The organism is Wolbachia endosymbiont of Wiebesia pumilae (assembly GCF_017869285.1).
Lineage (GTDB): Bacteria > Pseudomonadota > Alphaproteobacteria > Rickettsiales > Anaplasmataceae > Wolbachia > Wolbachia pipientis.
In genome coordinates this window covers 985,954-1,009,197 of sequence record NZ_CP054557.1, presented here as the reverse complement: position 1 = coordinate 1,009,197, position 23,244 = coordinate 985,954, and the positions used below count along the sequence as shown (strand labels likewise).

17 protein-coding genes and 4 pseudogenes are annotated in these 23,244 nt (G+C 35.6%); 12 read left to right on the top strand and 9 right to left on the bottom strand.

Translation table 11 applies throughout. From position 1 onward, the window contains the following. The 6 genes and pseudogenes from hflC (at position 1) to HUB92_RS05265 (ending at position 7,829) form a co-directional block, all read left to right on the top strand. Complete coding sequence (hflC, locus tag HUB92_RS05290; protein WP_182319521.1) at positions 1-873, top strand: protease modulator HflC; 873 nt, start codon at positions 1-3, stop codon at positions 871-873. A gap of 3 nt (positions 874-876) precedes the next feature. Then, the gene (locus HUB92_RS05285) at positions 877-2,370 is read left to right on the top strand and encodes a DegQ family serine endoprotease (RefSeq protein ID WP_010962868.1); all 1,494 of its coding nucleotides are present in this window, start codon (positions 877-879) and stop codon (positions 2,368-2,370) included. Positions 2,371-2,486: 116 nt separating this feature from the next. After that, positions 2,487-3,224 (top strand): annotated as a pseudogene (locus HUB92_RS05280) (hypothetical protein); the annotation flags it as partial. Positions 3,225-3,621: 397 nt separating this feature from the next. Then, positions 3,622-5,022, top strand: a complete 1,401-nt coding sequence (locus HUB92_RS05275) for a hypothetical protein (RefSeq protein WP_410543345.1) — start codon at positions 3,622-3,624, stop codon at positions 5,020-5,022. Positions 5,023-5,347: 325 nt separating this feature from the next. After that, on the top strand, positions 5,348-5,563 hold the full coding sequence (locus HUB92_RS05270) for a hypothetical protein (RefSeq protein WP_209472615.1): 216 nt from the start codon (positions 5,348-5,350) through the stop codon (positions 5,561-5,563). Between the two features lie 43 nt (positions 5,564-5,606). Continuing rightward, on the top strand, positions 5,607-7,829 hold the full coding sequence (locus HUB92_RS05265) for a hypothetical protein (RefSeq protein WP_209472613.1): 2,223 nt from the start codon (positions 5,607-5,609) through the stop codon (positions 7,827-7,829). Between the two features lie 208 nt (positions 7,830-8,037). Here HUB92_RS05265 and uvrB read toward each other — a convergent pair whose 3' ends face one another. Beyond that, complete coding sequence (gene uvrB, locus HUB92_RS05260) at positions 8,038-9,945, bottom strand: excinuclease ABC subunit UvrB (RefSeq protein ID WP_209472611.1); 1,908 nt, start codon at positions 9,943-9,945, stop codon at positions 8,038-8,040. Positions 9,946-10,340: 395 nt separating this feature from the next. Further along, positions 10,341-10,613: pseudogene (locus HUB92_RS05255) on the bottom strand (transposase); the annotation flags it as partial. A 133-nt stretch (positions 10,614-10,746) separates the two neighbouring features. Between HUB92_RS05255 and HUB92_RS05250 the strand changes: the two are divergent. Together HUB92_RS05250 and HUB92_RS05245 are read left to right on the top strand one after the other, a co-directional pair. Beyond that, positions 10,747-11,579, top strand: a pseudogene (locus HUB92_RS05250) (IS982 family transposase). Between the two features lie 22 nt (positions 11,580-11,601). Continuing rightward, positions 11,602-11,820: a transposase gene (locus tag HUB92_RS05245; protein ID WP_209472609.1), complete on the top strand. Its 219-nt coding sequence runs from the start codon at positions 11,602-11,604 to the stop codon at positions 11,818-11,820. A gap of 138 nt (positions 11,821-11,958) precedes the next feature. On the opposite strand, the gene HUB92_RS05240 is transcribed toward HUB92_RS05245, so the two are convergent. Further along, positions 11,959-12,725, bottom strand: a protein-coding gene (locus HUB92_RS05240; protein ID WP_410543339.1) for an IS5 family transposase whose coding sequence is annotated in 2 segments (ribosomal slippage) — positions 11,959-12,398 and positions 12,398-12,725 — 768 coding nt in all. Because the reading frame shifts where the segments join, the coding sequence is not laid out codon by codon here. On the opposite strand from HUB92_RS05240, the gene HUB92_RS05235 reads away from it, so the two are divergent. Beyond that, positions 12,700-12,969: a hypothetical protein gene (locus tag HUB92_RS05235; protein ID WP_209472607.1), complete on the top strand. Its 270-nt coding sequence runs from the start codon at positions 12,700-12,702 to the stop codon at positions 12,967-12,969. The two genes, HUB92_RS05240 and HUB92_RS05235, sit on opposite strands and share 26 nt — an antisense overlap. Positions 12,970-13,018: 49 nt before the next feature. On the opposite strand, the gene HUB92_RS05230 is transcribed toward HUB92_RS05235, so the two are convergent. The 3 genes from HUB92_RS05230 to HUB92_RS05220 are packed head-to-tail and all read right to left on the bottom strand — an operon-like array spanning position 13,019 to position 14,777. Continuing rightward, positions 13,019-13,405: a cytochrome c-type biogenesis protein gene (locus HUB92_RS05230; protein ID WP_015589263.1), complete on the bottom strand. Its 387-nt coding sequence runs from the start codon at positions 13,403-13,405 to the stop codon at positions 13,019-13,021. Further along, positions 13,402-14,415, bottom strand: coding sequence for a hypothetical protein (locus HUB92_RS05225; protein ID WP_209472606.1), 1,014 nt, complete (start codon positions 14,413-14,415; stop codon positions 13,402-13,404). The genes HUB92_RS05230 and HUB92_RS05225 overlap by 4 nt, the downstream gene beginning before the upstream one ends. Before the next feature lie 2 nt (positions 14,416-14,417). Then, positions 14,418-14,777: a ferredoxin family 2Fe-2S iron-sulfur cluster binding protein gene (locus HUB92_RS05220; RefSeq protein WP_155969176.1), complete on the bottom strand. Its 360-nt coding sequence runs from the start codon at positions 14,775-14,777 to the stop codon at positions 14,418-14,420. A 955-nt stretch (positions 14,778-15,732) separates the two neighbouring features. On the opposite strand from HUB92_RS05220, the gene HUB92_RS05215 reads away from it, so the two are divergent. The 3 genes and pseudogenes from HUB92_RS05215 to HUB92_RS05205 form a co-directional block, all read left to right on the top strand. Beyond that, positions 15,733-17,286 (top strand): Mur ligase family protein, encoded by a 1,554-nt coding sequence (locus HUB92_RS05215; RefSeq protein WP_209472604.1) that lies wholly within the window; start codon positions 15,733-15,735, stop codon positions 17,284-17,286. 6 nt (positions 17,287-17,292) lie between these two features. Next, positions 17,293-17,883: a COQ9 family protein gene (locus HUB92_RS05210; protein ID WP_209472602.1), complete on the top strand. Its 591-nt coding sequence runs from the start codon at positions 17,293-17,295 to the stop codon at positions 17,881-17,883. A gap of 22 nt (positions 17,884-17,905) precedes the next feature. Further along, positions 17,906-18,181 (top strand): annotated as a pseudogene (locus HUB92_RS05205) (hypothetical protein); the annotation flags it as partial. On the opposite strand, the gene rsmD reads toward HUB92_RS05205, so the two are convergent. The 3 genes from rsmD to HUB92_RS05190 all read right to left on the bottom strand — a co-directional run bounded on the left by rsmD (position 18,178) and on the right by HUB92_RS05190 (position 23,178). Then, positions 18,178-18,726 (bottom strand): 16S rRNA (guanine(966)-N(2))-methyltransferase RsmD, encoded by a 549-nt coding sequence (gene rsmD / locus HUB92_RS05200; RefSeq protein WP_010082416.1) that lies wholly within the window; start codon positions 18,724-18,726, stop codon positions 18,178-18,180. The pseudogene HUB92_RS05205 and the gene rsmD overlap by 4 nt on opposite strands. A gap of 122 nt (positions 18,727-18,848) precedes the next feature. After that, positions 18,849-19,481, bottom strand: a complete 633-nt coding sequence (locus HUB92_RS05195) for a WD_0853 family protein (protein WP_010082417.1) — start codon at positions 19,479-19,481, stop codon at positions 18,849-18,851. Then, complete coding sequence (locus tag HUB92_RS05190) at positions 19,471-23,178, bottom strand: TrbL/VirB6 family protein (protein WP_209472600.1); 3,708 nt, start codon at positions 23,176-23,178, stop codon at positions 19,471-19,473. Before HUB92_RS05190 ends, HUB92_RS05195 begins: the two co-directional genes overlap by 11 nt. Positions 23,179-23,244: the final 66 nt, after the last annotated feature.

The window sequence follows — 23,244 nt, the reverse complement described above, 5'->3', positions numbered from 1 at the left end:
ATGAGTAGTAATATTAAAATTGTTTTTGTTTCTGTATTTGTTGTTTTATTGATTGTTTTATTTAATTCAATATTTGTTGTGCAAGAAACAAAGCAAGCGATAGTTATACAACTCGGTAAAGTTGTAAGGGATGTTAGGGAAAGTGGCTTATATTTTAAGTTGCCATTCATAAATAGTGTAGAGTTTCTTGATAAAAGAGTTTTAGATTTAAGTCCTGATAAGATCCCAAGGGAAGTGATAACAGCGGATCAAAAACGTATTATAGTAGATGCATATGCAAAATATAAAATAACAAATCCTGTTATTTTTTACCAGGCTGTGAGGAATGAATCAGGGCTGGTTAGAAGATTATATCCGGTTATAGAAGCACACATAAGAGAAAATATAGGCAGATTTTCGTTGATTAGCTTGTTGAATGAAAAAAGATCAGAGGTTATGCAATTGATTCAGCGTGGAGTTTATTCTGAAGCTGAAAAATTTGGCATAGAAATAATAGATGTAAGAATTAAGAGAGCAGACTTACCAGAAGAAAATAGTTCTGCAATATTTCGCCGTATGCAAACTGAAAGGGAAAAAGAAGCAAAAGAAATTAGAGCAGAAGGAGAGCAAGCTGGGCAGGAAGTTAGATCAAAAGCTGATAAATTAAAAAGGGAAATTATCTCTAGTGCAGTAAAAGAATCGTACGAAATAAGGGGCCGTGGTTATGCTGAAGCAACTAGAATTTATAATGAGGCATTTAAGGTCGATGAAGAGTTCTTTAACTTTTATCGCTCTATGAGCGCTTACAGTAAATCATTTGCCGAAAATAATACTAAATTTGTACTTTCACCAAACAATAACTTTTTAGATATTTTAAATAAGGGGTGGAAATAGTCTATGAAAAGTAAGGCATTTATTTTATCTATATTTGCATATTTTCTAATTGCGTTTTCTTCGTATGCTAATATGTTTGATTGGAATGCAAAAAAGGTCGTTGATGCTAGCACTACTGCATGCAACTGTAATCAAGGACTTGCCGATTTAGTGGAAGAACTCATTCCTGCGGTTGTAAATATTTCAAGCGAACAAATCATCAAACAAGAAAATAACAGCAGAACTAGAGTTCCATCTATGCCAGGAAATAATTTTTTTGATGATTTTAGAGAGTTTTTTGAGCATTTTGATCAGTTTTTTATGGATAGGGGCCCTAGTGTTAACAAAGAGGTGGTGTTGCTTGGTTCTGGGTTTATTATAGATAAAGGTGGAACTATAGTAACCAATTATCACGTTATTAAAAACGCCAAAGATATCACAGTTACTATGAACGATAATACTTATTTCAAAGCAGAAGTTTTAGGCTATGATGCAAGAACTGATCTTGCTGTGCTTAAGATTAATTCTGATAAAGATCTTTCTTCTGTTGCATTTGGTGATTCTGATAAAGCAAGGGTTGGTGATACGGTTATGGCAATAGGTAACCCATTTGGTTTGGGTGGCTCTGTAAGCACAGGAATTATATCTGCAAGGTCCAGGGACATTAGTATTGGCACTATGAATGAATTTATTCAAACTGATGCTGCAATTAATAGGGGTAATTCTGGAGGACCGTTATTTGATTTAAATGGAAAAGTTATAGGTATTAATACTGCTATCTATTCTCCATCTGAGTCTGGCGGCAACGTGGGTATAGGTTTTGCCATACCATCTAATTTAGCTATGTCAATTATTGACACATTAAAAAGTGGCAAAAAAATAAAACATGGTTGGCTTGGTGTGCAAGTTCAGCCTATAACGAAAGAATTTGCTGAGTCCTTGGGTTTAAAAGATATAAAAGGCGCATTGGTTGCAAGTATAGTAAAGGATAGTCCTGCAGAAAAAGGTGGGATTAAAGTAGGTGATATATTATTAGAATTTGACGGTAAAAAAATCGATAGAATGACACAATTACCTCAAATGGTTTCAAGAGCTGGACCTGAGAAAAAAGTGCAAGTTAAGTTACTTAGAAAGAGCAAAGAGGTTAATATTAAAGTTGTGATCGGAGAATCTACAAATGATGGCCAAGATAACAATCAAGAAGAAAATAAATCAACATCTGATTATGTAACCGGTTTAACTGTTTCAAATCTGCCAAAAGAATCAAAAGAAAGTAAAAATAATGTACCTACAAAAGGTGTGATAGTTACCAATGTAGATAGTAACAGTAATGCCACGTTGCGTGGTATTAAAAAAGGAGACATTATTATCCAATTAGATGGAACCGATATAGAAAATACTAATGATTTTCAAAAACAAGTTGATTCAGCAGTAAAGAAAAACGGTAAAGATTCAATAATGTTGCTCATTTACCGCAATGGAAATCAATTCTTTACTTCGATAAAGTTGAAGAAATAGCACTCGTAGGTTATTTACTAAATTAGCAGCATTGTAAGCCTGTCACTGTAACACCTCAATCTTACAAGACAAATCAAAACTATTAAAGTCTACATTCCATTCACTAAAATACACATATGGATAATATAAATTTTCTAAAATTCATTGAACTGTGCTTTCAAACAGTGGTGCCGGGATGTGAGTATAATGATTATCAGTACATAAAAGTCATAGCAGACAGGCTGGAAGCAGCGAATGCTGGCGAAGTAAGGCGCATAATATTCAATATGCCTCCGCGTTCAATGAAGTCCATATGTATGAGTGTTGCGTGGCCCGCATGGATACTGGGAAATCAGCCAACTGCAAGAATAATAGTTGCAAGTTATTCTAAGTTGCTTAGTGAAAAACATTCGCTTGATACCAGGTGCATAATGCAATCTGATTGGTATAAAGAACTATTTCCAGAGGTAGAACTATCCAAAGACCAGAACACTAAATATAAATTCCAAACAGTGCAGAGAGGATACAGAATCGCAACATCAGTTAGAGGAACATTAACCGGTGAAGGTGGTGACTCTATTATTGTGGATGATCCGCTTAACCCTGCTCAAGCTTTGAGTGAAACATTTAGAAAACGTGCCACAAACTGGTTCGATCAGACTTTAGTAACGAGACTCAACGATAGAAAAAAAGGAGTAATTGTGCTTGTGATGCATAGGCTCCACCTGGAAGACTTAACTGGGCACCTCTTATCTAAGCCAAAAAACATATGGCATCACATTTGTTTGCCAATGATTTCTGAAAATAAGGAGGTTATTTATTCAATTAATAACCATACTGGTGTCATTCCAACCCCCCCTCCTGTCATCCCAGTGCCCAGACACTTGTATCTGGGATCTCGTTCCTTAACTTTATAGTGTAAATTATTTCAAATTGTGTCTAGCTGCAAGTATAATAATTTCCATTTATAGATAAAGTATGTTGCAAATGTTATGCCAAAGAGTATAATAAAATCTATATCAAATACTTTACAAGAAAAAGTGGGATAGAGGCAAAAGCAAATATTAATAAGGATAATTTAAGAAAAGCGCATGCTAGAGTTTGAAGAAGCAGTAAAAATAAAAAATATTATTGAAAGGTTAAATAGCACATGATATAATATATATATATAGTGTAAAAATGTAAATAATTTTATTGACATCTTTACATTAATAGTTCTTAAATATTTAGTACTGTAGAATTAAATTATTAAGTTTTATGAAGGAAGTAAAAATGGTGGAAAGCTTTTCAGGTAATAATAAAGATAGTAATTTTATTGAGGGGGCAAAAATAATGGAAAATTTTTCAGATAATAACGGAAACGGTAGCTCGATCTTCCAAGGAAAAATCAGGGAGCAAGATTTCTCTGCAGAGCAGAAGCTAAATGAACTAAAAGCAGCCATAGAGGAGCTCACCAGACAAGATTTGCTCAGGAGGCTCGAGTGTGAGCGTCAGGCTTCTAGTTGTATCGATGAAATATCATCTCAAGCAGAGCTACATATCGGAGAAGGTGATGATGAGAATTACTTCACTGGTGAAAAAGGAAGAGTACTCGGAGATTTCTGGAATTTCTTTGAATCTCTCTTCAACCTTTTTGAAGTAGATGTAGATGATCCGAAAATCTACCAAATGCTCAAAGAGAAGAAAGAAAAAAATTGGCTTCTTTCGATAATTGAATTTATGTGTGACAAGCTTAAGGAGTTAATCAAGAAGATTTTTGCACGCGATTTAAGTTTCAATCAGAGGTTGGACAAAGAGATAAAAGAATTGCAGGAAAAATTAGGCAGTGGTGAGTTATCAGAAGAAGAGTTTGCAAGGGCGTTAGAAAGATTAACTGCATTGCAAGATCTGAAACTCAGGTTACAAATGGCCGTTGTCGGATGGATTGTTACAATGTTCGCAGAGATGTTTGGAGTTGAGTTGGCAGCTGCGGTAGAGGCACCTACAGAAAAAGAAGATAAAAAAGCAGAAAAAACATCATTAGAAGCAATTAAAGAAGTTCATAAAGACGTAGAAATCAAGGTAGATGAAAGAGAAAAACCTAAAGTGCCAGTTTTCCTTTTTGAAGTTTCACCAGGATTTGTAAGACCGGTTGTTCTGAGCAAACCAGAACTTGAAATTGCGTCAGATCCTTTGAAACATCTATTGCGTCTTACTGAGCTTGAAAGAAAATATCATGAAAATTCACAAAAACCAAAAGTGGAAGAAGAGAAAAAAGCGAAGCAGGAGGAACCGAAGAAAGAGGTGTGTCCACCTGCTCCAAAAACTGCAACGAATACGACGGGGACGGGGCAGAGGAGACAGGATGTTCAAGGATGCGATAGTAGTAAGGAAAGAAAGAAAAACCACGATGAAAATAATAATAAGCAAGCTCCAAACCAACCTACTCAAGGCTCTGTTCCTAACGGAAAAGCTTCGAACCAACCTATCCCAAAATCTATGTCTGACAGAAAGGCTTCAGAGCAATTTGTTAAAAATCCTGTTGCTGATTGTGAATATGATCTTACAGTTGGTTTTTGGAATGGTCCTGAGAATGAAGGTTCTGTGAGTAATGCTCAACCACCAAAAGAATTGACTAATGATGTAAAAGTTGAGAAATGTGCAGAAGGTCAGTCAGTAGGAAAGACACCTTAGTGGGGATAGCTAATACTTAGATGACAAAAAAGGGTGTCATTCCAGTACTGGAATCCAGGGGCATATAGATAGATGTCGACAGTTCGTCATTCCGCTACGTGTTAGCGGAATCTATGCTTGAGATACCGCGAATGAATCGCGGTATGACGTAGGGAACTTAGGGTTGCCAATGACTTGTCATTCCAGCGCGTGACGCTGGAATCTTGAAATTTGTGTTTTATGAAAAAGAGTGAATAAAATTTTTTGAAAAAAAATATAAAAAACTGCTTGCACTTAATTTTATTTTTAGTATATTGATTGCATGATATTTTTACTGGAGGGTAATATGCCGAATGATAATGGTAAGGAAAGTTTTAAGGGAGAAAAAGAGTGGGATCTCCGGAACAAGGGGCTAGGTGGTGGAATAGTGACGCATGTTAAAGGAGCAAGGATTGATGATCATCGTGATGCACTTAAGGACGTGCGAGAGAAGCTACGTCAGCCTAGCAGTTCTATGAGCGGGTCAAGCTCTAGTGGAGTTGGTAGCGGTAATAAAAGGTAGTAATAAAAAATAGTTGTTGTAATTTAAAAATGGGGAGGTTGGTATGCCTAATATAGAAACAGTAAGGGCGTTGATTAACGCTTTTAATGTACATAATTATTTTTCTAATACAGTTAAAACTAATTTTAAGCTGCAAAGCGAGGGCAAGAAGAACTATATCGTAGTCTCATTTGATAAGAGTATGGATACGTATCAGTGTAGAAGATATCTGGACAGTATAAAAAGAAAGATAATACGTGAATTCTACGGCATTGAGGAAAGTAATGATGCAGAAATATTGGATACAGCTAAGCTAATTTTTGATGTTAATTCTTTTCCGTTTGATATCAATGATAGAGACTGGTCTTGGGATAAACAGCATGGGTTTAAGTTTGTAACACCTGTAGATAAAGGTGTAATTTTTAATCTAAAGTCTCACTTAGCTTCTTCACTTAAAAAAGATGTTCTAGAAGGTATGCCAACTTGTAGCATATTCACTAATGCATTTGACAAGAAAAAATATTTATGGTGCGGTGAATTTGATAATGAAGAATTAAGTCAGCAATTTAAGAGTAAGTTTTTATCAAGGATGAGAGAAAGATATAAAAATGTTCCTAAGAGCCCTCTGAAGGTTGAAGGTAATGATGTATATATCAAAGATGTTTTTGATGACGCTCGTTTTATTGATAGTGTAACACGGTATAAGGCATGGCTTACAGGTATGGACCTTGGAGTTGGCAATGATGTTGATCATAGTGTGAAGTCATTTAAAAATATGATAATAAGATCTACTTATTCGGTGACAAAAGTGATGGTAGATGGTTTTATACTTGCTCCTCCTTTAAATGGGAGAGTAGTTTCAATTCTTACACCTATTACACAAAATGGTAAGGGGATTAAATTGTTAACAAAAGAAGAGGTACGTGCTATAAATCGTGCATTTAATCATGCTGTACTTGATGATATTAGTGGTAGAACTCAAGCAAAATTATCAGTGAATGGAAGCAGTGGAATATATGGCATAGACTTTTCCAATCCGTACATTTCTCACTGTGTGATAACCAAAATAATAAAAAACTCTGTAATCAACAAAGACCATGAACTGGCCATTGACCCTGAGCTTTGTTTTCGAGCATTGTCGCGATCACCATCGACTGAACTGTCAGATATGAAATGGGAGTCTCCCACGCGGAGTCAGGGTGGAGTAAAGGATTCTCCCAGGCAAGGATCAGAAAGAGAGAAAGAAACAGAGCCTTTTCGGGGGGTGCTGGGGGAAGAGATAGGTCAGGCTAGTACTTCTTCTCAGCAAACGGACATGCCATCCAGTTCATACACGTACATAGATAAACGAGATGAAAGTATGCCAGAGGATTCGTACTTTTTGCCATCAACGTTAACTTCTTTTCCACGTGTTATAACTCCTCCAGTTCATTACACAATATCGACGAAACCAATTCTACTTACGACAAAGAATGATCAAAAGTCCTCAAGTCTTGAGTTTTCTGCACGTTCTCCATGTTTGAAAGATGTGAACATTTTGGGTATGAAATCTGAAGAACATGATAAAAGCGAGCAAGGGGCTTGCTCACAGGTGGGTGTGAGAGCATTGGAAGGTGATCAGGCAGATGATGAAAGTATGCTAATAAAGATTCAGGGTCAGCAAGTGAGCTATAGGCCATCATTGACTCCTTTTCCTACAGCATGGGATAATTCAACATTCTTAAATCTTGAGGTTTCTAATGAGGAATCTGAAAAACAGCAAGTTACTGATAAAAGTGATCGAAAAAGTAGTAATGAGTGTTTTAAAGCGAAGCCACAAAAGAATGAATCTTCGAAGAAACATGGGGGTGGTGTTCAAAAAATGAAAAAATGGCTCTCTTCAACTTTTAGTAAGCAATATGACGTAAACCTTAAGCGACATGATGAAGGGCGTGGTACAACGCGAAGTACTCCTGAAACTTCTGTAACTAAAAAATTATCTGTGTCTAGATTATTTTCTTCATTGTCAGATATAGTAAGAGCAGAAAATAATTCACCCTCAAAAGAGACTTCTCCTGTAAGTTCTCTAGATGGTGATCCAGGCCCGTCACAAGGTACTATTTCGGGGAAAGGGGAGGTACTACCTGTAGAGTATAGATCTGATAACTCTAGTTCTAAAACAGCAGTTGATAGAGATAGTGGTTTTTGTTCTACGGGTTCTCCTGCTGCGCAACATAAGGGAAGTGTCTCTTCAGAGCTTAAACATCTGCAACAGGTAAAGAATATATCAGAAGCTTTGAGGAAATAAATTTAGGTTTTTAGATACATCTTAACCATCTAAATGGTTTATTAGGGTTGGGGCCAAAGTCCCTGACCCTGAAAGCATTGGTGTTAGTTTTTCTCATCCATTGCAGATATTGCGCGGTACTAAATGTTTAAAAAGTATTAATATAAAGATATCAATAAAATTATTTACACTTTCATGCTATGCTCATAGCATCATATATTACTTAACCTTACAATAATTTTTTTATTCTTGCTGCTTCTTCAAACTCCAAATTTTTAGCATGCTCTATCATTTGCTTTCTCAAATCATCCTTATTAGTATTTACTTTCGGTTCTGCTATTGCCCTCTCTTGTAAGGTGTTTGATATAGGTTTTATTATAGTCTTCGGGATAATATTGTGCAATATATTATGTTCTTCTTGTTTTTTTCTTCTTCTTTCGGTCTCTCTTAATGCACGGTCCAGAGAACCAGTGATTTTATCTGCATACAAAATTACTCTACCTTCAGCATTACGCGCAGCACGACCGATCGTTTGAATTAATGAAGTTTCCGATCGCAAAAATCCTTCTTTATCAGCATCCAAAATTGCAACCAACCCACACTCTGGAATATCAAGACCTTCCCTCAGCAAGTTAACACCTACTAAAACATCGATTTCTTTAGATCTCAATTTGTATATAATTTCTATTCTCTCCAGCGCAGCAATATCAGAATGCAAATAACTCACTCTCATATTCAATTCACTCATATATTCAGCTAAATTTTCAGCCATTTTTTTCGTCAATGTAGTGATTAAAACACAAAATCCCTTCCCTATTGTCACTTGTGCCTCATGAATTACATCATCAATTTGACTCTCTATTGGTTTTACAATGCAGATTGGGTCTATAAGCCCTGTTGGACGGATAACTTGCTCTATAAATACATTACTGGTCTTTGCCAACTCATACTTTCCGGGAGTGGCTGAAATGTAAACAGTCTGCGGCCTAACTCCCTCCCACTCTTCAAATTTTAATGGACGATTATCAAAAGCGGAAGGGAGCCTGAAGCCATAGTCGATCAATTTCTTTTTACGCGCCTCATTACCACTGTACATCGCACCAACCTGAGGAACGGTGACATGACTCTCATCAACAAATAAAATTACGTCTTTGGGTAAATATTCAAACAAAGTAGGCGGTGGATCCCCAGCTTCCATTCCATAGAGATAACGCGAATAATTTTCAATACCTTTACATATTCCTGTTGTTCTCATCATTTCGATATCAAAATTAGTGCGTTGCTCGAGGCGCTTTGCTTCAACAATTTTTTTCTGTGAATAGTAATAATCCAAGCGTTCATGCAGCTCTTTTTTGACTAGTTCAATTGCCTGCAACAAAGCCTCACGCGGGGTTATGTAATAGCTATTTGGAAAAATGGTGATTTTATTTACGCCTTTGGTAACATTGCCCGTTATAGCATCAACTTCAGAAATTTCTTCTATTTCATCGCCAAATAACGATAAACGCCAAGCTTTATTTTCATAATGGGAAGGAAATATATCAACAATATCGCCGCGCACTCTGAAATACCCTCTCTCAAACCTGGCATCAGAGCGCTTGTATTGAAGATCAGTTAAGTTGCTCAGGAAATCATTAATACGAATTTTATTTCCAACACTAAGCGGTATGATCATGCTGCGGTAGCTCTCAGGCGAACCAAGACCGTATATGCAGGAAACACTGGCAACTACGATCGTATCCCTGCGCTCCAAAAGGGAGCAGACGGTGGAATAACGCAGCATCTCAATTCTTTCGTTAATTGCAGAATCTTTTTCGATATAAGTATCAGTTTGTGGTAAATAGGCTTCAGGTTGATAATAATCATAATAAGAAATGAAGTATTCAACAGCATTATGGGGAAACAATCCTTTCATTTCCTCATAAAGCTGTGCTGCTAAAGTTTTATTGTGTGTCATAATTAATGCAGGCCTGTTTGTCCTTGCAATAACATTTGCCATAGTAAAAGTTTTCCCAGAACCAGTAACTCCAAGCAAAACCTGATCTCTTTTATTGCTATTTAGCCCTGCAATTAAGCTATCGATTGCCTGTGGTTGATCCCCAGCCGGTTGAAAATGTGTAGCGATTTGAAATTCCATAGACTTTACTTACTATCTTTGATTCATTGTATAGTAAACACTATATTGCTTTTAAGATAAGTTGTATAGCTATCGTAAAGCCATAAAACATTAACCAACAATGTCATGCAAGTAGCTGACACTGGAATCTTGTTTCAATGTTAAACAAAATACCATAGAATTCAAGAAGACAATTCCTAAAAAATCCCTACATCCAAAAAAAGGCAAAATGCTGCTTGAATAAGCTAAATTTTTTTAGATGCAAAAACAATAAAACATAGTTGATACTAAAGTTATAGTACTCCTATGACAACGTTACAAAAATTAAGGAAATGGATAGCTCTGATCAATTGGAATAGTATTTTCAGGTACCGGTGGTCAATATGACATTTTTAAAATAAAGATTTAGAACCTGTTTAAAATCTTCTCAATAGAAGAGAAATGAAGGAAAGAACGACCATTTGTAGGCTAGTGTTAAGTTTTCGCTCGCAATTTTTCCACAATCGTCTGCATTTTTCTAACCAAGCGAAAGATCGCTCTACAACCCATCTTTGTGGCAATACAGCAAAGGAATGTAATTCACTTCGTTTTATTACTTCTACAGTTGCTCCAATAATCGTTTTTATTTGAGTTGCAAAATTTTCTCCTGTATAACCTGCATCAACCAGTATATTTTTAACTTCCGAGAGGTTTTCTTTTGCGCTTTCAACCATTCTCACAGCACTGCTAACCCCAGTTGTAAATTAGAAAAAATAGAAAAGGTAAGGAAATAGGGTAAACTCCGAGGTATTTGATATTCATTCCTAAAATAGGAGGTTACCAATGAAAGAGAAAGTAACAGAAATCTTTTGTATAGTCGATGATTTTTGCAATACAGTCGATGAAAATTTTGCAGAAAAACTTCTACCAAGTGGCAAAAAACCAACCAGGACGCCAGAGATTACGCATTCAGAGATTTTTACCATAATATTGCTATATCAAGTGCGACAATTTTAAAATTTTCTATGTGCATTATTTGAAATTATTATACGAATCAGCGTTTCCAAAATTGCCATCCTATAGTAGGTTTATCAGGCTAAAATCGCGGGTTTTATGGTATTTAGCGCTCTTAATGCAATGGTTTTGCGAACAGTCAAAAGTGACAGGGATTTCGTACATAATCTATCGCTGTTTGCCATCCAAAAAGGACCTCGAGAAACAAAGTTTTCAAAGGGTTGGCAAAGATTGGAAAGACTACTTATGGGTGGTTTTTCGGTACATCTAGTAATCAATGAAACTGGCGAAATTCAAGGGGTTACGGTGATAAAAGGCAACGTTGATACCTGTGCCAAATTTAACTAAGAAATTGACTGGATTATTGTTTGGAGATAAAGGATATATCAAAAAAGATCTTTTTCACGAATTATTCGATAGAGGGTTAAAGCTTGTAACCAGTATAAAAAAGGGTATGAAAAACTCATTAATGGCGCTAAATGAGAAGATTTTGTTAAGAAAAAGATCGATTATTGAGACAGTTTTTGGCTCTCTGAAAAACAAATTTGAGATTGAGCATACTCGCCACAGATCACCGATAAATTTTTTGGTACACATTTTTTCTACGCTTGTTTCATATTCCATGCAGCCGCTGCATTTCTAAGCTTTACTTCGTTGGCTAATCCGCAACTGGGGTATATAGGGTTGACACCAAGGCAATATTCTTCTGGAGAAGTTGATCGGCATGGCAGCATATCAAAGATGGGACCAGCGGAATGTAGAAGTATGTTATATGAAGCTGCACAAACAATGCTTACAGTTACCAAGAGGACATTTAAATTAAAAAACTGTGGTTGCGAAGAAAAAAGGAATGAAAAAAGCAATTGTAGCAGTAGCAAGAAAATTAGCTGTAATTATGCATAGGATGTTGGTTGATAAAACAGAATTTTATTATCAATAAACATCAAAAGAGCATAGGACAATAATTTTATTGAAAATAAAGATAGCAATGCCGATGGAAGGGACAAGCAAGAACTTAGTTAGAACCTGTCTTGAAAGGAACTAAGCAGCTAATTTAGCAAGCATAATAGTAATCATATTAAAGGAGATATTAGTTTTTGAAGTAAGAGGAGAATGCTCATAATCCTTGCTCATACGTCTAAAATTGGAAAGCCAAGCAAAAGTTCTTTCAACAATCCACCGTTTAGGAATAACTTGAAATCCTACAGCATCAGCTGCTTTTTTAGTAATCGTCAATAAACATCCTGTTTTCAATAAACAGTAATTTTGCAATTTACCAATATATCCCTGATCAGCGAGAAACCTTTGTAGCGTTGAAGCTTTTCGTTTAGCTTGAGTAAAAAGATTTAGAGCACCATCACGATCTTGAATGCCTGCACTATGAACATCAGCTGTAATAATTAGGCCTATTGTATCCACAATGATGTGACGTTTTCTACCCTTTATTTTCTTGCCAGCATCATATCCTCTGGATCCCCTTTTTGAGTGGTTTTCACTGATTGACTGTCAATTATTCCTACCGAAGGTATTTCATTTTTGCCAACCATTTTTCTTACCTTTTTTACTAACATATCGTGTATTTCTTCCAATTTGCCACTATTACGCCACCTGAGAAAATAATCATACACCGTTTTCCATGGCGGAAAATCTTTTGGCAGCATTCTCCACTGGCAACCACCTTTCATTATGTATCTTATTGCATTAATAATTGTTCTAATATTGTGCTTTCTTGGCCGTCCTACTGCACCTTGTGCAACACTTGGCTCCAAAATTTCCCATTCTTTGTCACTTATATCACTTGGATACATTTTTACCTACTATTTTTTACTTATCTCATCATATTCTCTTTCTCATTTCTTTTCAAGACAGGCTCTTAGACTTCGTGGTAAACATGTTGCCGTCCACTTCCGCCTAACAAGTATAATGCGGCTTGACAAATTTATTGTCATCTCAGACCGCGGAGAGAACCATATGCTACTTTTAACTTATGTAAAATTACCAAGGATTATGGAGAAGATATGCTGTTTTGATTTGTGTGAAAATTATTGTTGACTTATGTGCAATTAGAGAACCTAAGTCACTTTAGCTATATATAAAAGGTTTAAGTGGTTGTATTGATGTATCTTTGTATTAAAAAACACCCAATAAGCAGAGTTGTAAGTGGAATAAACCACAAAATGTAAGTGCTAGATTTTATAGGCGGTACGATTATAATTGAATTGCCGTAAGAATTTTTTAACTCTGAGATTATCTCTTCATCTGTGTATCCATCATTGATTTTTTTACGAATTGCTTCTCGCATATCATACGCGATCTGAGATCCAGATTCAGACAATGATTCGCCAGAACATATTGGACACCTTATTATTTCAAATAAACTTGTTGCTCGTTTTTCCATGCTTTTATCTCTGAGTTTATTATCCAGAGTAAAAGCATTTACGCCTGAGTGAAATATCAATATGAAAAGTAAACTAACTACTGCTCTCATCCTTGGTTAATTGGGTTGAGTTGGTTCATAAAATCAGTGATGGATAACTTTCCAATAAAGCTTGACCCTACATCATCATCGTACTTTATTGAAAATTGAACGCTGTCATCAGTTGTTTTTTCCGATAAGGAAGATATTAATTTTTCGAACGCATCTGAAATTTTTGAGTCATCAGTCATAAACGAGATTAATTCTTTATAATTTGATATGGCCACGTTAATCTTGTCTTGAAATGAAGACGTAACCAAATTGTAATTTTGCACTCCACCATCTGCAGCAAGAGAAAAATTATTACTTTGAATTAAAAATTTTTCTATATTGAAATTAATTCTGGAAGCTGAGATGTGGTTTACAAATTCAAAATCAAATTTAGTGTTGATACAACTTTCAGGACTTGCAGTACTTTTATACCGATAAGTATAAAAATCAAATCCTAGCTTAATATTTCCATTCAGTTCTTTATTGAGATGAAATTGAATGTAATTACTTTTATCATTCACCTCGGTTATAACACTTTGCTGATTTTCTGAAACATCACATTGTAATCCATAATCTTCGTAACGAAGTGTATCTATATAGTCTATTATTGTACTATTTCTATCAAACCTTAGCGAAGATGGTAAATCATTTAGTCTAACAACAAAGTGGCTGCTATCGTTTGTGTGGCATTTTATATTCTTTTTCTCATCACCATGAACAGTAATATCAACTTTATTACTTGGTGTATAAATATATACTGATTTATCAAATAATCTATTTTTTATCAATAAAGCATCAGATGAGATGGTTAATTGCTCATTGGAAAATTTTGGGTTTGTCACACGAAAAATTAGGTTAGAAGGAAATCCACTAAAATCATGTGAAATATCAAATTTTTCGTCGTTAATGTATAGTATTGTTTCAGCTAAAAGATTTTTTACCTTACATGCAGAAAAATACCAAAAACCACTATACGCTACAGGAATAAACAAAAGTAAAGAGATGATAATATAGATAAAAATCTTACGCATAGCTAATCACTCCCCTGTTTATCCAATGATATATTTCTTGTACCCCTTGGTATGGTTACACACAAGCCGTCGATATCTTTTGTGATTTTTATTTGGCACCCAAGTCTTGATGTCTCTGTTAAGCCGAAAGCTAGGTCTAACATATCATTTTCCTCATCAGATATGGGATTATGCGTTTCTACAGCATCATAAGATTTTGGATCAACAATCACGTGGCATGTAGAACAAGCAAGAGAGCCTTCACATGCACCTTCAAGCAGATCTGGATCACTTCTATGGGCTAAATTGAGCAGAGTTTCTCCCTCTGCAGCTTCATAGCTTTTCTTACTCCCATCAGGTAAAATAAAAGTAACAGATGGCATATTATTCCTATTAAAATCCTTACTAATTTCTCTATATCCTACAGGTAATAACTAATATTTGCAAACTCTTTACAATTCCAGTGCCTATTTTTTGTTATCCAAGTAGCCGACACTGGTTTCCAGAAAAAAGGGTGTTATGCAAGTAGCTGACACTGGTTTCCATCCAAGACGGCAGTGCCCTCTTCTTGTCATCCCAGTGCCCAGACACTGGGATCCAGGAATTTTATTAAGTTAGTAAGCATAAAAGTATAGCTAACGCGAGCTCTACGTCATACCGCCGCGGTATCTCTAGATCCCGCTAACACGTAGCGGGATGACGAACTGCTATACCGCCACGAACCGTCATACCGCGATTCATTCGCGGTATCTCAGGCGCTAACAAGAGATCCCGCTAACAAGTAGCGGGATGACGGTTGTTGTTTAGCTACAAACGTTAAGAAATTTACTAAGCGAAAAAAAAGGCAAAAGAAGCCCCGTGGTTGGCTAATTACTTACATTATACTTTCAAGTATGGCGTTTTTTTATTCTAAACGTTTAACAACCGCGATTCAGTTGCTTTTAAGCCGCAACTAATCTAAATTATAAACATTAAGAAATTTACTAAACAGAAAAAAAGGCAAAAGAAACCCTAGGGTAGCTAGTTATTCACTATCCATTTTTTAAATCGGCGTTTTTTGATGTTTTAAATGCTTTATAAGCGCATTTCAGCTTATATTAGGTAAAAACCTAGAATTTTATAAAGACATAAGGTGCACATAGTGCAAAAAATTAAACATGGGACGCCAGATACGTGAGTTTTTTTGTCATTTAATCTGTACAGAGAAGATAAATAAATAGCTTCAGTTTCATGATAAGGGGGCTGGCGGAGTTTGTCAAGTAAGTTTTTTGTTTCTATTGAATGACAGTTGTAACCTACGAAAGAAGTCTGTTGTAATTTGTACGATATCTTTATAAAATGGTTCGCATAAGTTATCTAGCAGTGCAACTAAACAAATACAAAAATCAAAACGTCGCGGTTTTTGGTCTTGGTAAAACTGGTTTATCCGCCATTAACGCTCTAACAAAGAGTGGTGTAAGAATATATGCATGGGATGATCATGAAGAGCAAATAGCAAATGCAAAAATGATGTATAAAAAATGTAATTTTATTCATCCCAAGGAATACAATTGGCATGAGATCAGTGCATTGGTTTTAAGCCCTGGAGTGCCAACAGAGCCACATTGGATAGTAAAACTTGCAAGGAGATTTGATTGCAAAATAAAATCAGACATTGAGCTATTTCTTGAAGCTAAAACTACGAACCAGAAGGTAATAGGCGTCACAGGAACAAATGGTAAATCAACCACTACATCACTAATAGGGCACATATTAAAATCTGCAGGGAAAAAAGTAGCTATTGGTGGAAATTTAGGCGTTCCTGTTTTGGATCTAGAAAGAGATGCAGAAATTTATGTAATCGAACTCTCCTCTTTTCAATTGGAGTTGATGAATGAAATTAACGTGGACATTTCAGCACTGCTCAATATTACACCAGATCACATAGATAGGCATGGAAGTATGGAGAACTACATAGCAACTAAATTAAAACTGATAAACGGTAGTGAGGTTGCCGTAATAGGATGTGACAATGAGATTACTGCTGATATATTCAACAAATTCACTGGAGACAAAATTCCAATCTCAGTAACATATTCTCCGATGTCATTCCAGCGCGTGACGCTGGAATCCAGAAAAGAAAAACCATTGCCAACTACTCAGATGACAGAGGGTGGTGCAAGAGATCTAATATCATTGGCAGGTAACAATTTGCTTGATTATAGTGAACAGATTACTGGTATAGATCGAAATTATCTGGATCCCAGTGTCAGCTACTTGGATGACAAAAGGGGCACTGGGATCCAGAAGATCTCGTTAAAACTAGAGAATCATAGCTTATCAGTAAGCGACGTGAAAATAAACCTAATATCCAACGCAGAAAACATAGCAGCCACATATGCCGTATGTAAGGTACTTGGAGTAGATAGCAACACTATTATCAATGGAATCAAGTCCTTTTCAGGACTGAGGCATAGGAATGAACTGCTTGGCAAAATAAGAAATGTGTTTTTCGTGAACGATAGCAAAGCAACTAATGCAAAATCGAGCGAAAAGGCGATCTTATCTTATGAAAACATAAATTGGATCGCTGGTGGAAGAAGCAAAAAAGGTGGAATAGAATCATTAAGCAAGCATTTTACAAGGGTTAGAAAAGCTTTTCTTATTGGAGAATCAACCGAAGCTTTTGCAAATGTTATGGAGAATAAAGTAGATTATGTTAAATGTTGCAATCTAGAAGATGCATTCAGATTGGCTTTTGAAGAGGCCTTAAATAGCGCAGAAGAAGTAACAATATTACTTTCTCCCGCGTGTGCTTCTTTTGATCAATGGAAAAATTTCGAGGAACGTGGTGAAGCATTTTGTAGAATGTTTGAAAATCTCAGGTACAATCACACATGCTGTTTAGTATGATGTTGCGTGGAACAAAAGTTAATAATAGATAAGCTAATTAGGGTTATTCCATTTGAAGGGATAAGCGATGAAACCCTATTAAAGGTGTGCACTGACCTTAATCTAGCTAATAGCTTTTGCAAATTTCAGAATGGAATATATAGCGCTTTGGAGCACATAGCAGAGGACTTAAATAGCTCAATGGAAGCTGAATTAAGAAATTCTAATTTAGAAGATATGAAAGTGCGAGAGCGAGTAAAGTTAGCTATTCAAATACACCTTTCAAACTATGCTAAGCTACCGAATTATAGAGAACTTTTAAAAAATGTTTTATCATTCTCCGTATCACCAAAAAATACATATTTTTCTAGTAAACTTTTATACAGAACTATTAGTGCGATTTGGTATGGCATTCATGACCAATCAACAGATTTTAACTACTATACAAAAAGAGCAATATTAGCTGGAGTGTACTTAAGTACGATACTTTTTTTTATCAATGATTATTCAGAAGATTTTGTGGATACTTTATCGTTTCTTGATAACCGTATCAACAATGTCATGACATTTCACAAATTCAAAACTCGCTTAAAAGGAATCATAGGAAATTTCTTATAAGCTATTGATTGTTGGTAGAAAAGTACTTGAGCACGATCCTGAAAAGGTTTGTGAAAATAAAAATATTCATGCTGATCATAAAGAACATTTAGTTTATTGTGAGGATAATAATGGTACAACAAAATACACCAGTTACGAAGAAAAAGAAAATAAATTTATTGAAGAAGCACATGAATATTTAATAGACTCTGAATTTAATAAAAATTTTGATCTAGGGCAGTACAGAATAAGTAATTTCTCCGGAAACTTGACGAAAATAGAACTGGAACTCATCAATGAAAAGTATATGCAAGTTTAAGTTGATAGAGAAAGAAAAATTATTCTTGCTATACCGTAAATACGTTCCAAGATTATACTAAAGTCTTTATTGCACTCAAAACCTTCGTTTTTCCTAATCTCTAGAATTATCAATGCATCATCACTTAACCAGCCTGAGTTAGCTAGTCCATTCAACGTTGATTCAACTAGATTGCTATTGTAAGGTGGGTCTATAAAAACTATGTCGCATTTTGAAATAGGTTTTGGTAAGCAGTTAGCACTGCAGCAAATTAGCGTAACATTGTCCGTAATTCCAAAATCTTCTGCTGTTTTTTTAGGCAGTTGCAAATTGTAATAATCTGAATCCACCATGAATGCATGTTTAGCGCCGCGAGAAAGCGCTTCAAATGAAAAAGAGCCACTTCCGCAGAACAAATCAAGTACATTCAAGTTATAAATAGGTTTTCTTGAGGAAAGTATACTAAATATTGCTTCTCGAACAATACTCATAGTTGGTCGTGCAGCTAAATGCTTACCTGTAGTTATTTTTCTTCCGCGATATTTGCCTGCAATGATGCGTAGCATATTAAATAAGCTCCAAAATAATTAATTATTTATACTATATGATTAATGTCAATATGGCTTTAGCAGTTTAATAGAGAGAAGCTATCGAGTCGCTTGTAAGAAAAACACAAACACAAGACTCATCAGTTATCTTTTTCTGATTTGCCTGCTGCATTAATTGCTTGACCAATCTCATCTTGTAAATCATCATGATCATTTTTTTCATCATGATTTAGCCCTTCAATTCTGCTTTCTAACTCTAACTTAATTATAGTATTGATTTTATCTATATTATCAAGAAAGCCTCTACATTCTTCTTCACTATACTCTTCACCAGATGCTTTTTTTTCAATAAATAGGTTTTTAAATCCTGCTAGATCAGAATTCTGATCGGTATTTAGTACAACATTTCTCTCTATGAAGCTAAGATCTGACAGCAGTAAGCTAACCTCTAACAGATCTTCACTTTTCACGCTTTTAAGGTCTTCAAGACTTTCTAAAATACTAAACACCTTAATCCTTTCTTGTACAATCTCTTTGTCTTCCTTATCAAATTCAGACAATAAACTATGATTATCTACAAATTTCTCACTCAAAGCTTTATTCAATTTAGCAAAATTGACATCCTTGTCAAGTGATGTGTTATCCCGCAACAAGTCTACCCTTGCCCTACGCGCATTTAAAATGTCGTCGTAGTCATTTAACTTTATGTTGCCATCTTTGTCTTGCTGCAATTTATAATAATCAAGGCCTTTGAAATTTTTATTAGTCTTCATCTTCAATCCTCTTCTCATCTCCTTTTGCATCTGGTTTCCTCATTGGTTCCGGTAATTTCCTTTTACTGTCTTCTCGATTTCTTTTTTCCTCTCTTTCAGCACGTTTTTTTATAGCTTCCTGGGTATTCATTTCAAAAAGTGCCTTAACGTACTCTTCTGGATTTTTTGGTTCTTTAAATAAAGGCTTAAGATTATAAACTTCGTCTTTTCGATCTCTTTCTTCTTTTCTTCTAGCTCTTTCAGCACGTTTTTCTACAGCTTCTGGAGTGTTCATTTCAAAAAGTGGTGAGAGGTTGTAAACTTTATCTTGATTTCTTCTGCCTTCTCTTTCAGCACGTTTTTCCATACCTTCAAAAGCAGATCCAAAATCATCAATTTCATCTGAACCTTTTGGTTCCGTGCCTAAATTTCGTGTCACTTCATTTGATTGATCAGGCTTATCTTCTTCTGTTGGCTGATCATGCTGTAGTTGATTAGGCTTGTCTTCTTGTTCTGTGCTTAGTTCTCGTACTACCTTATCTGGCTGACCTCCCCCTCGTAGTCGAAGAGGGTCGCCTTCTTCTAGTGGCTGATCATGGTTATCTCTTACTAGTTCCGTGCCTAACTCTCGTTCTACCTTATTTGATTGATCAGGATTGTCTTTTTCTGGTTCTCTCTTACGGCCGATAGTGTAATCATGAAGCTTCTCTAAGAAATCTCGCCTATATTCTTTTGCTCTATAGAGTAGGTTATGATCATAGCCATGCTTTCCTATAGAGTCAAGACCATGCTCCCAAGTAAACTTCATAGCATCTTCTATTGTATAGCCCAAATGTGATCCTACGTATCCTTTATAATAATCTAAATATTTACCGATCCTTCTGTGTGTAATATCTTCCTTATCAACTCCAAATGCCCTGTAAATTTTTTCCTCGAGCTTATCAACATCATTTTCAGGCGATGTTGCAAACTTCGTTGCTTCAATAGTAGCACCTACAAATTTACGTGGCACATCAATAGCGTATTTCAGCACTCCTCCAACTCTTGGTACTCTCCCCAGCAGATTAGCTGCACCTCCGGCTAATCTATCCGGTAAATGAGTAGCCCAACTGCCTAAAGACTCAAGTCCTCTACCAGCAAAATTTTGCCACTGCTGTTTGAATCCTCCCATTATGCCAGTCAAAGGCGATGCCTGATACATACTAGATATATTGTAAACGCTGAATCCACCACCAGCGATACTTGAGCCCATTTGTTGTACGAACGTGCGTAAGGAGAACATTAAAAATGAAAGCAAGAATAGTATAAAGATTTCCCCTGCATTGATTAAATAACCTCTCTGTATGTCTTGCACCCTTTGGTAATCGCTATTTTCTTGATAATTTTTGCAATCCTCACAATCTTTACATTTCTGACAGTATTCACTGTTGGGATCCTTATATAAATCATGAAGTTTCAGTATTCTACAACCTTGTTTTTCTACCGCACTCCGCACTAAAGATCTTATTTCATTAATTATTTCCCTATAACTATTGCATTTATTTATATCTTGACAGTAGCGTTTTATTATTTCACTAACATCACCTATCCTTTTCTCTATATTGTTGATCAGTAATATAATGTCAGCCCTCTCTGATGCATGAGATAAACTATTTGTTAAGCGCACTAGATCTTTTTCACTACAGCCATTACTAACTACCATATCACTTTCTGCAATATAATGGTCTGCTGGATTCTCTTTAGTACCAGGAATTGGGTTAAAGAAAGGATAATCTATATAACGAAACCCTTTTTCAATGTAATCCGGTGGAAGAGGGATATACCCAGCACCGCCAGTAAATTTTATTGTACCACCTTCTCTGCTTATCTTTTCTATACCTTCTATGTTCTTATCTACGTTCAGCGGAGAAGCTTCTCCAAGAGTGTAAGGTACGAAAATTTGCCCTGGGGTCCAACCAAAGTACTGCTTATCAACGATACAAAAACCACCAAACACCCATTTTGGAGCACATAACCTTACCTCAAACCATTTATTGTAGCATACAGTAAAACCTAACTGCCTATAAAAGGTATTCATTATAATGGAAGCCAGTAATGACAAGAGAGCAAATATCATAATCGACTGTAAACAAAAGCTGATGCAGAATTTTATCCAACCTTCAAATAGACTTTTCAGCGGTGAAAATAAAATAGAAATTAGAAACAGTGGCATAATGGCTATAAGAAAAGCTATACCCATAAAACCAGAGAGAAATATTATGTAAGCATATAAGCACAGCAAGAAGTATAGCACAATCCCTATGAAAATTGCCGGTATCATAAGAAGGCTTGCCCACATTTGGTAATGTAAAAACGCTGCAAACTTTTTCCAAACAGAATAAGCAAAAAACTTATTGAACATGTCCTCCATGAAGCTAAACAACTTAGCTTCATCTCCTTGAGCAATACTTCCGGTGTTCATGTTGGGAGCAAAATTAGTAATTATACTTATCAATTGTTCAAGACCTTTAACGAATAAAACAAGAAAATGATCATAGAAAAATCTAAAACTTCCAGGAGATATAAGCACTATTACTAGAGTGATTTTCATCATTCTGATGAGCATATCATGCTTAGTTTCTTGTATCATGCCAAAAAGATAAAGAAGCGATGAAATCATTACAAATAGAACAAGCAAGGAAAGAACAAAATTGTGAAAGCTCGTACTTTTTTCAGCTATATTTTCGAACATAGCTTGTGCAACTGCAGGATCATTGCTATTAAAATGTTCTTTGCAATTTTCGTTAATCAATAATACACATTTTAGATAGTTATAAATGTAATCAAAAAACCCAAAACTACTTGGCTGCTGCACTCCACTTAAGAACTCAAAAGAGTAGCCACCTACATTATCTAAGTAATATCTATCTAATATTTTTACATATATTTTCCATCCCTTTTTTAACTTCAACTCATTACAATTTCTGTCCTTTAATTTAGTGTTATCTCTGTCTAAAGTAAAAAATCCATTGTCGCCCTCTGCTGTGGAGTTATAACCTAGATGTACAGTAGGATATTGAGGATCGCGCATTAACTTTAGATTTTCGTTAGGATCATCTTTCCCCGTTTGAAACAAAAGATAAGCACCATGACCATTGGTAAACCAACATGGAGCACCACGTGATACTGTATTTGCGCTATCATCTTCATTAATGCACTTGCAATTTACAGTGCAACTTGTATCAGACTTACTTGAAAATTTTTGTATGCTAGGTTTATAATCATTACAAACTAAGTGAAAATTAGGTAAACTATTATCACTTTGTTTACCTTCAAATTTAGTTGCATATTTTAACTGCTCCAAGCTTTGTAAGGTATAACTGCCTTTTTTAGATTCCTTCTTGTTATTATTACTCCAAGATGTCCATGCACCATTAACTCGCACTTTTAAACTATCTCCATTGGTTTCGAGTCCGGTATCCTCCCACTTCACCACTTGGTTATGGTGAAAACCATAATTAATTTCGCCAGTTTCAGGATCAATAACTTCTCCATCTCCTGGAATAAACGCATCGTGGTCGCTTGAAAAATGAGCGCTTACTGCAATAGGTTTAGGACCAAAATAGTCAGCAGATATACACCTTGGAAAAGGCATATCGTTTTTACTACAACCTGTGATCAGCACATAAGCTGCAAGAAGTAATACCCTAAACCAACATTTGCCTAAACGTGATTGCATATCTAAACTTTTTCCAAATACAGAATAAATTTCTAAAACTTTACTTAAAATATCTTTTTAATTAGT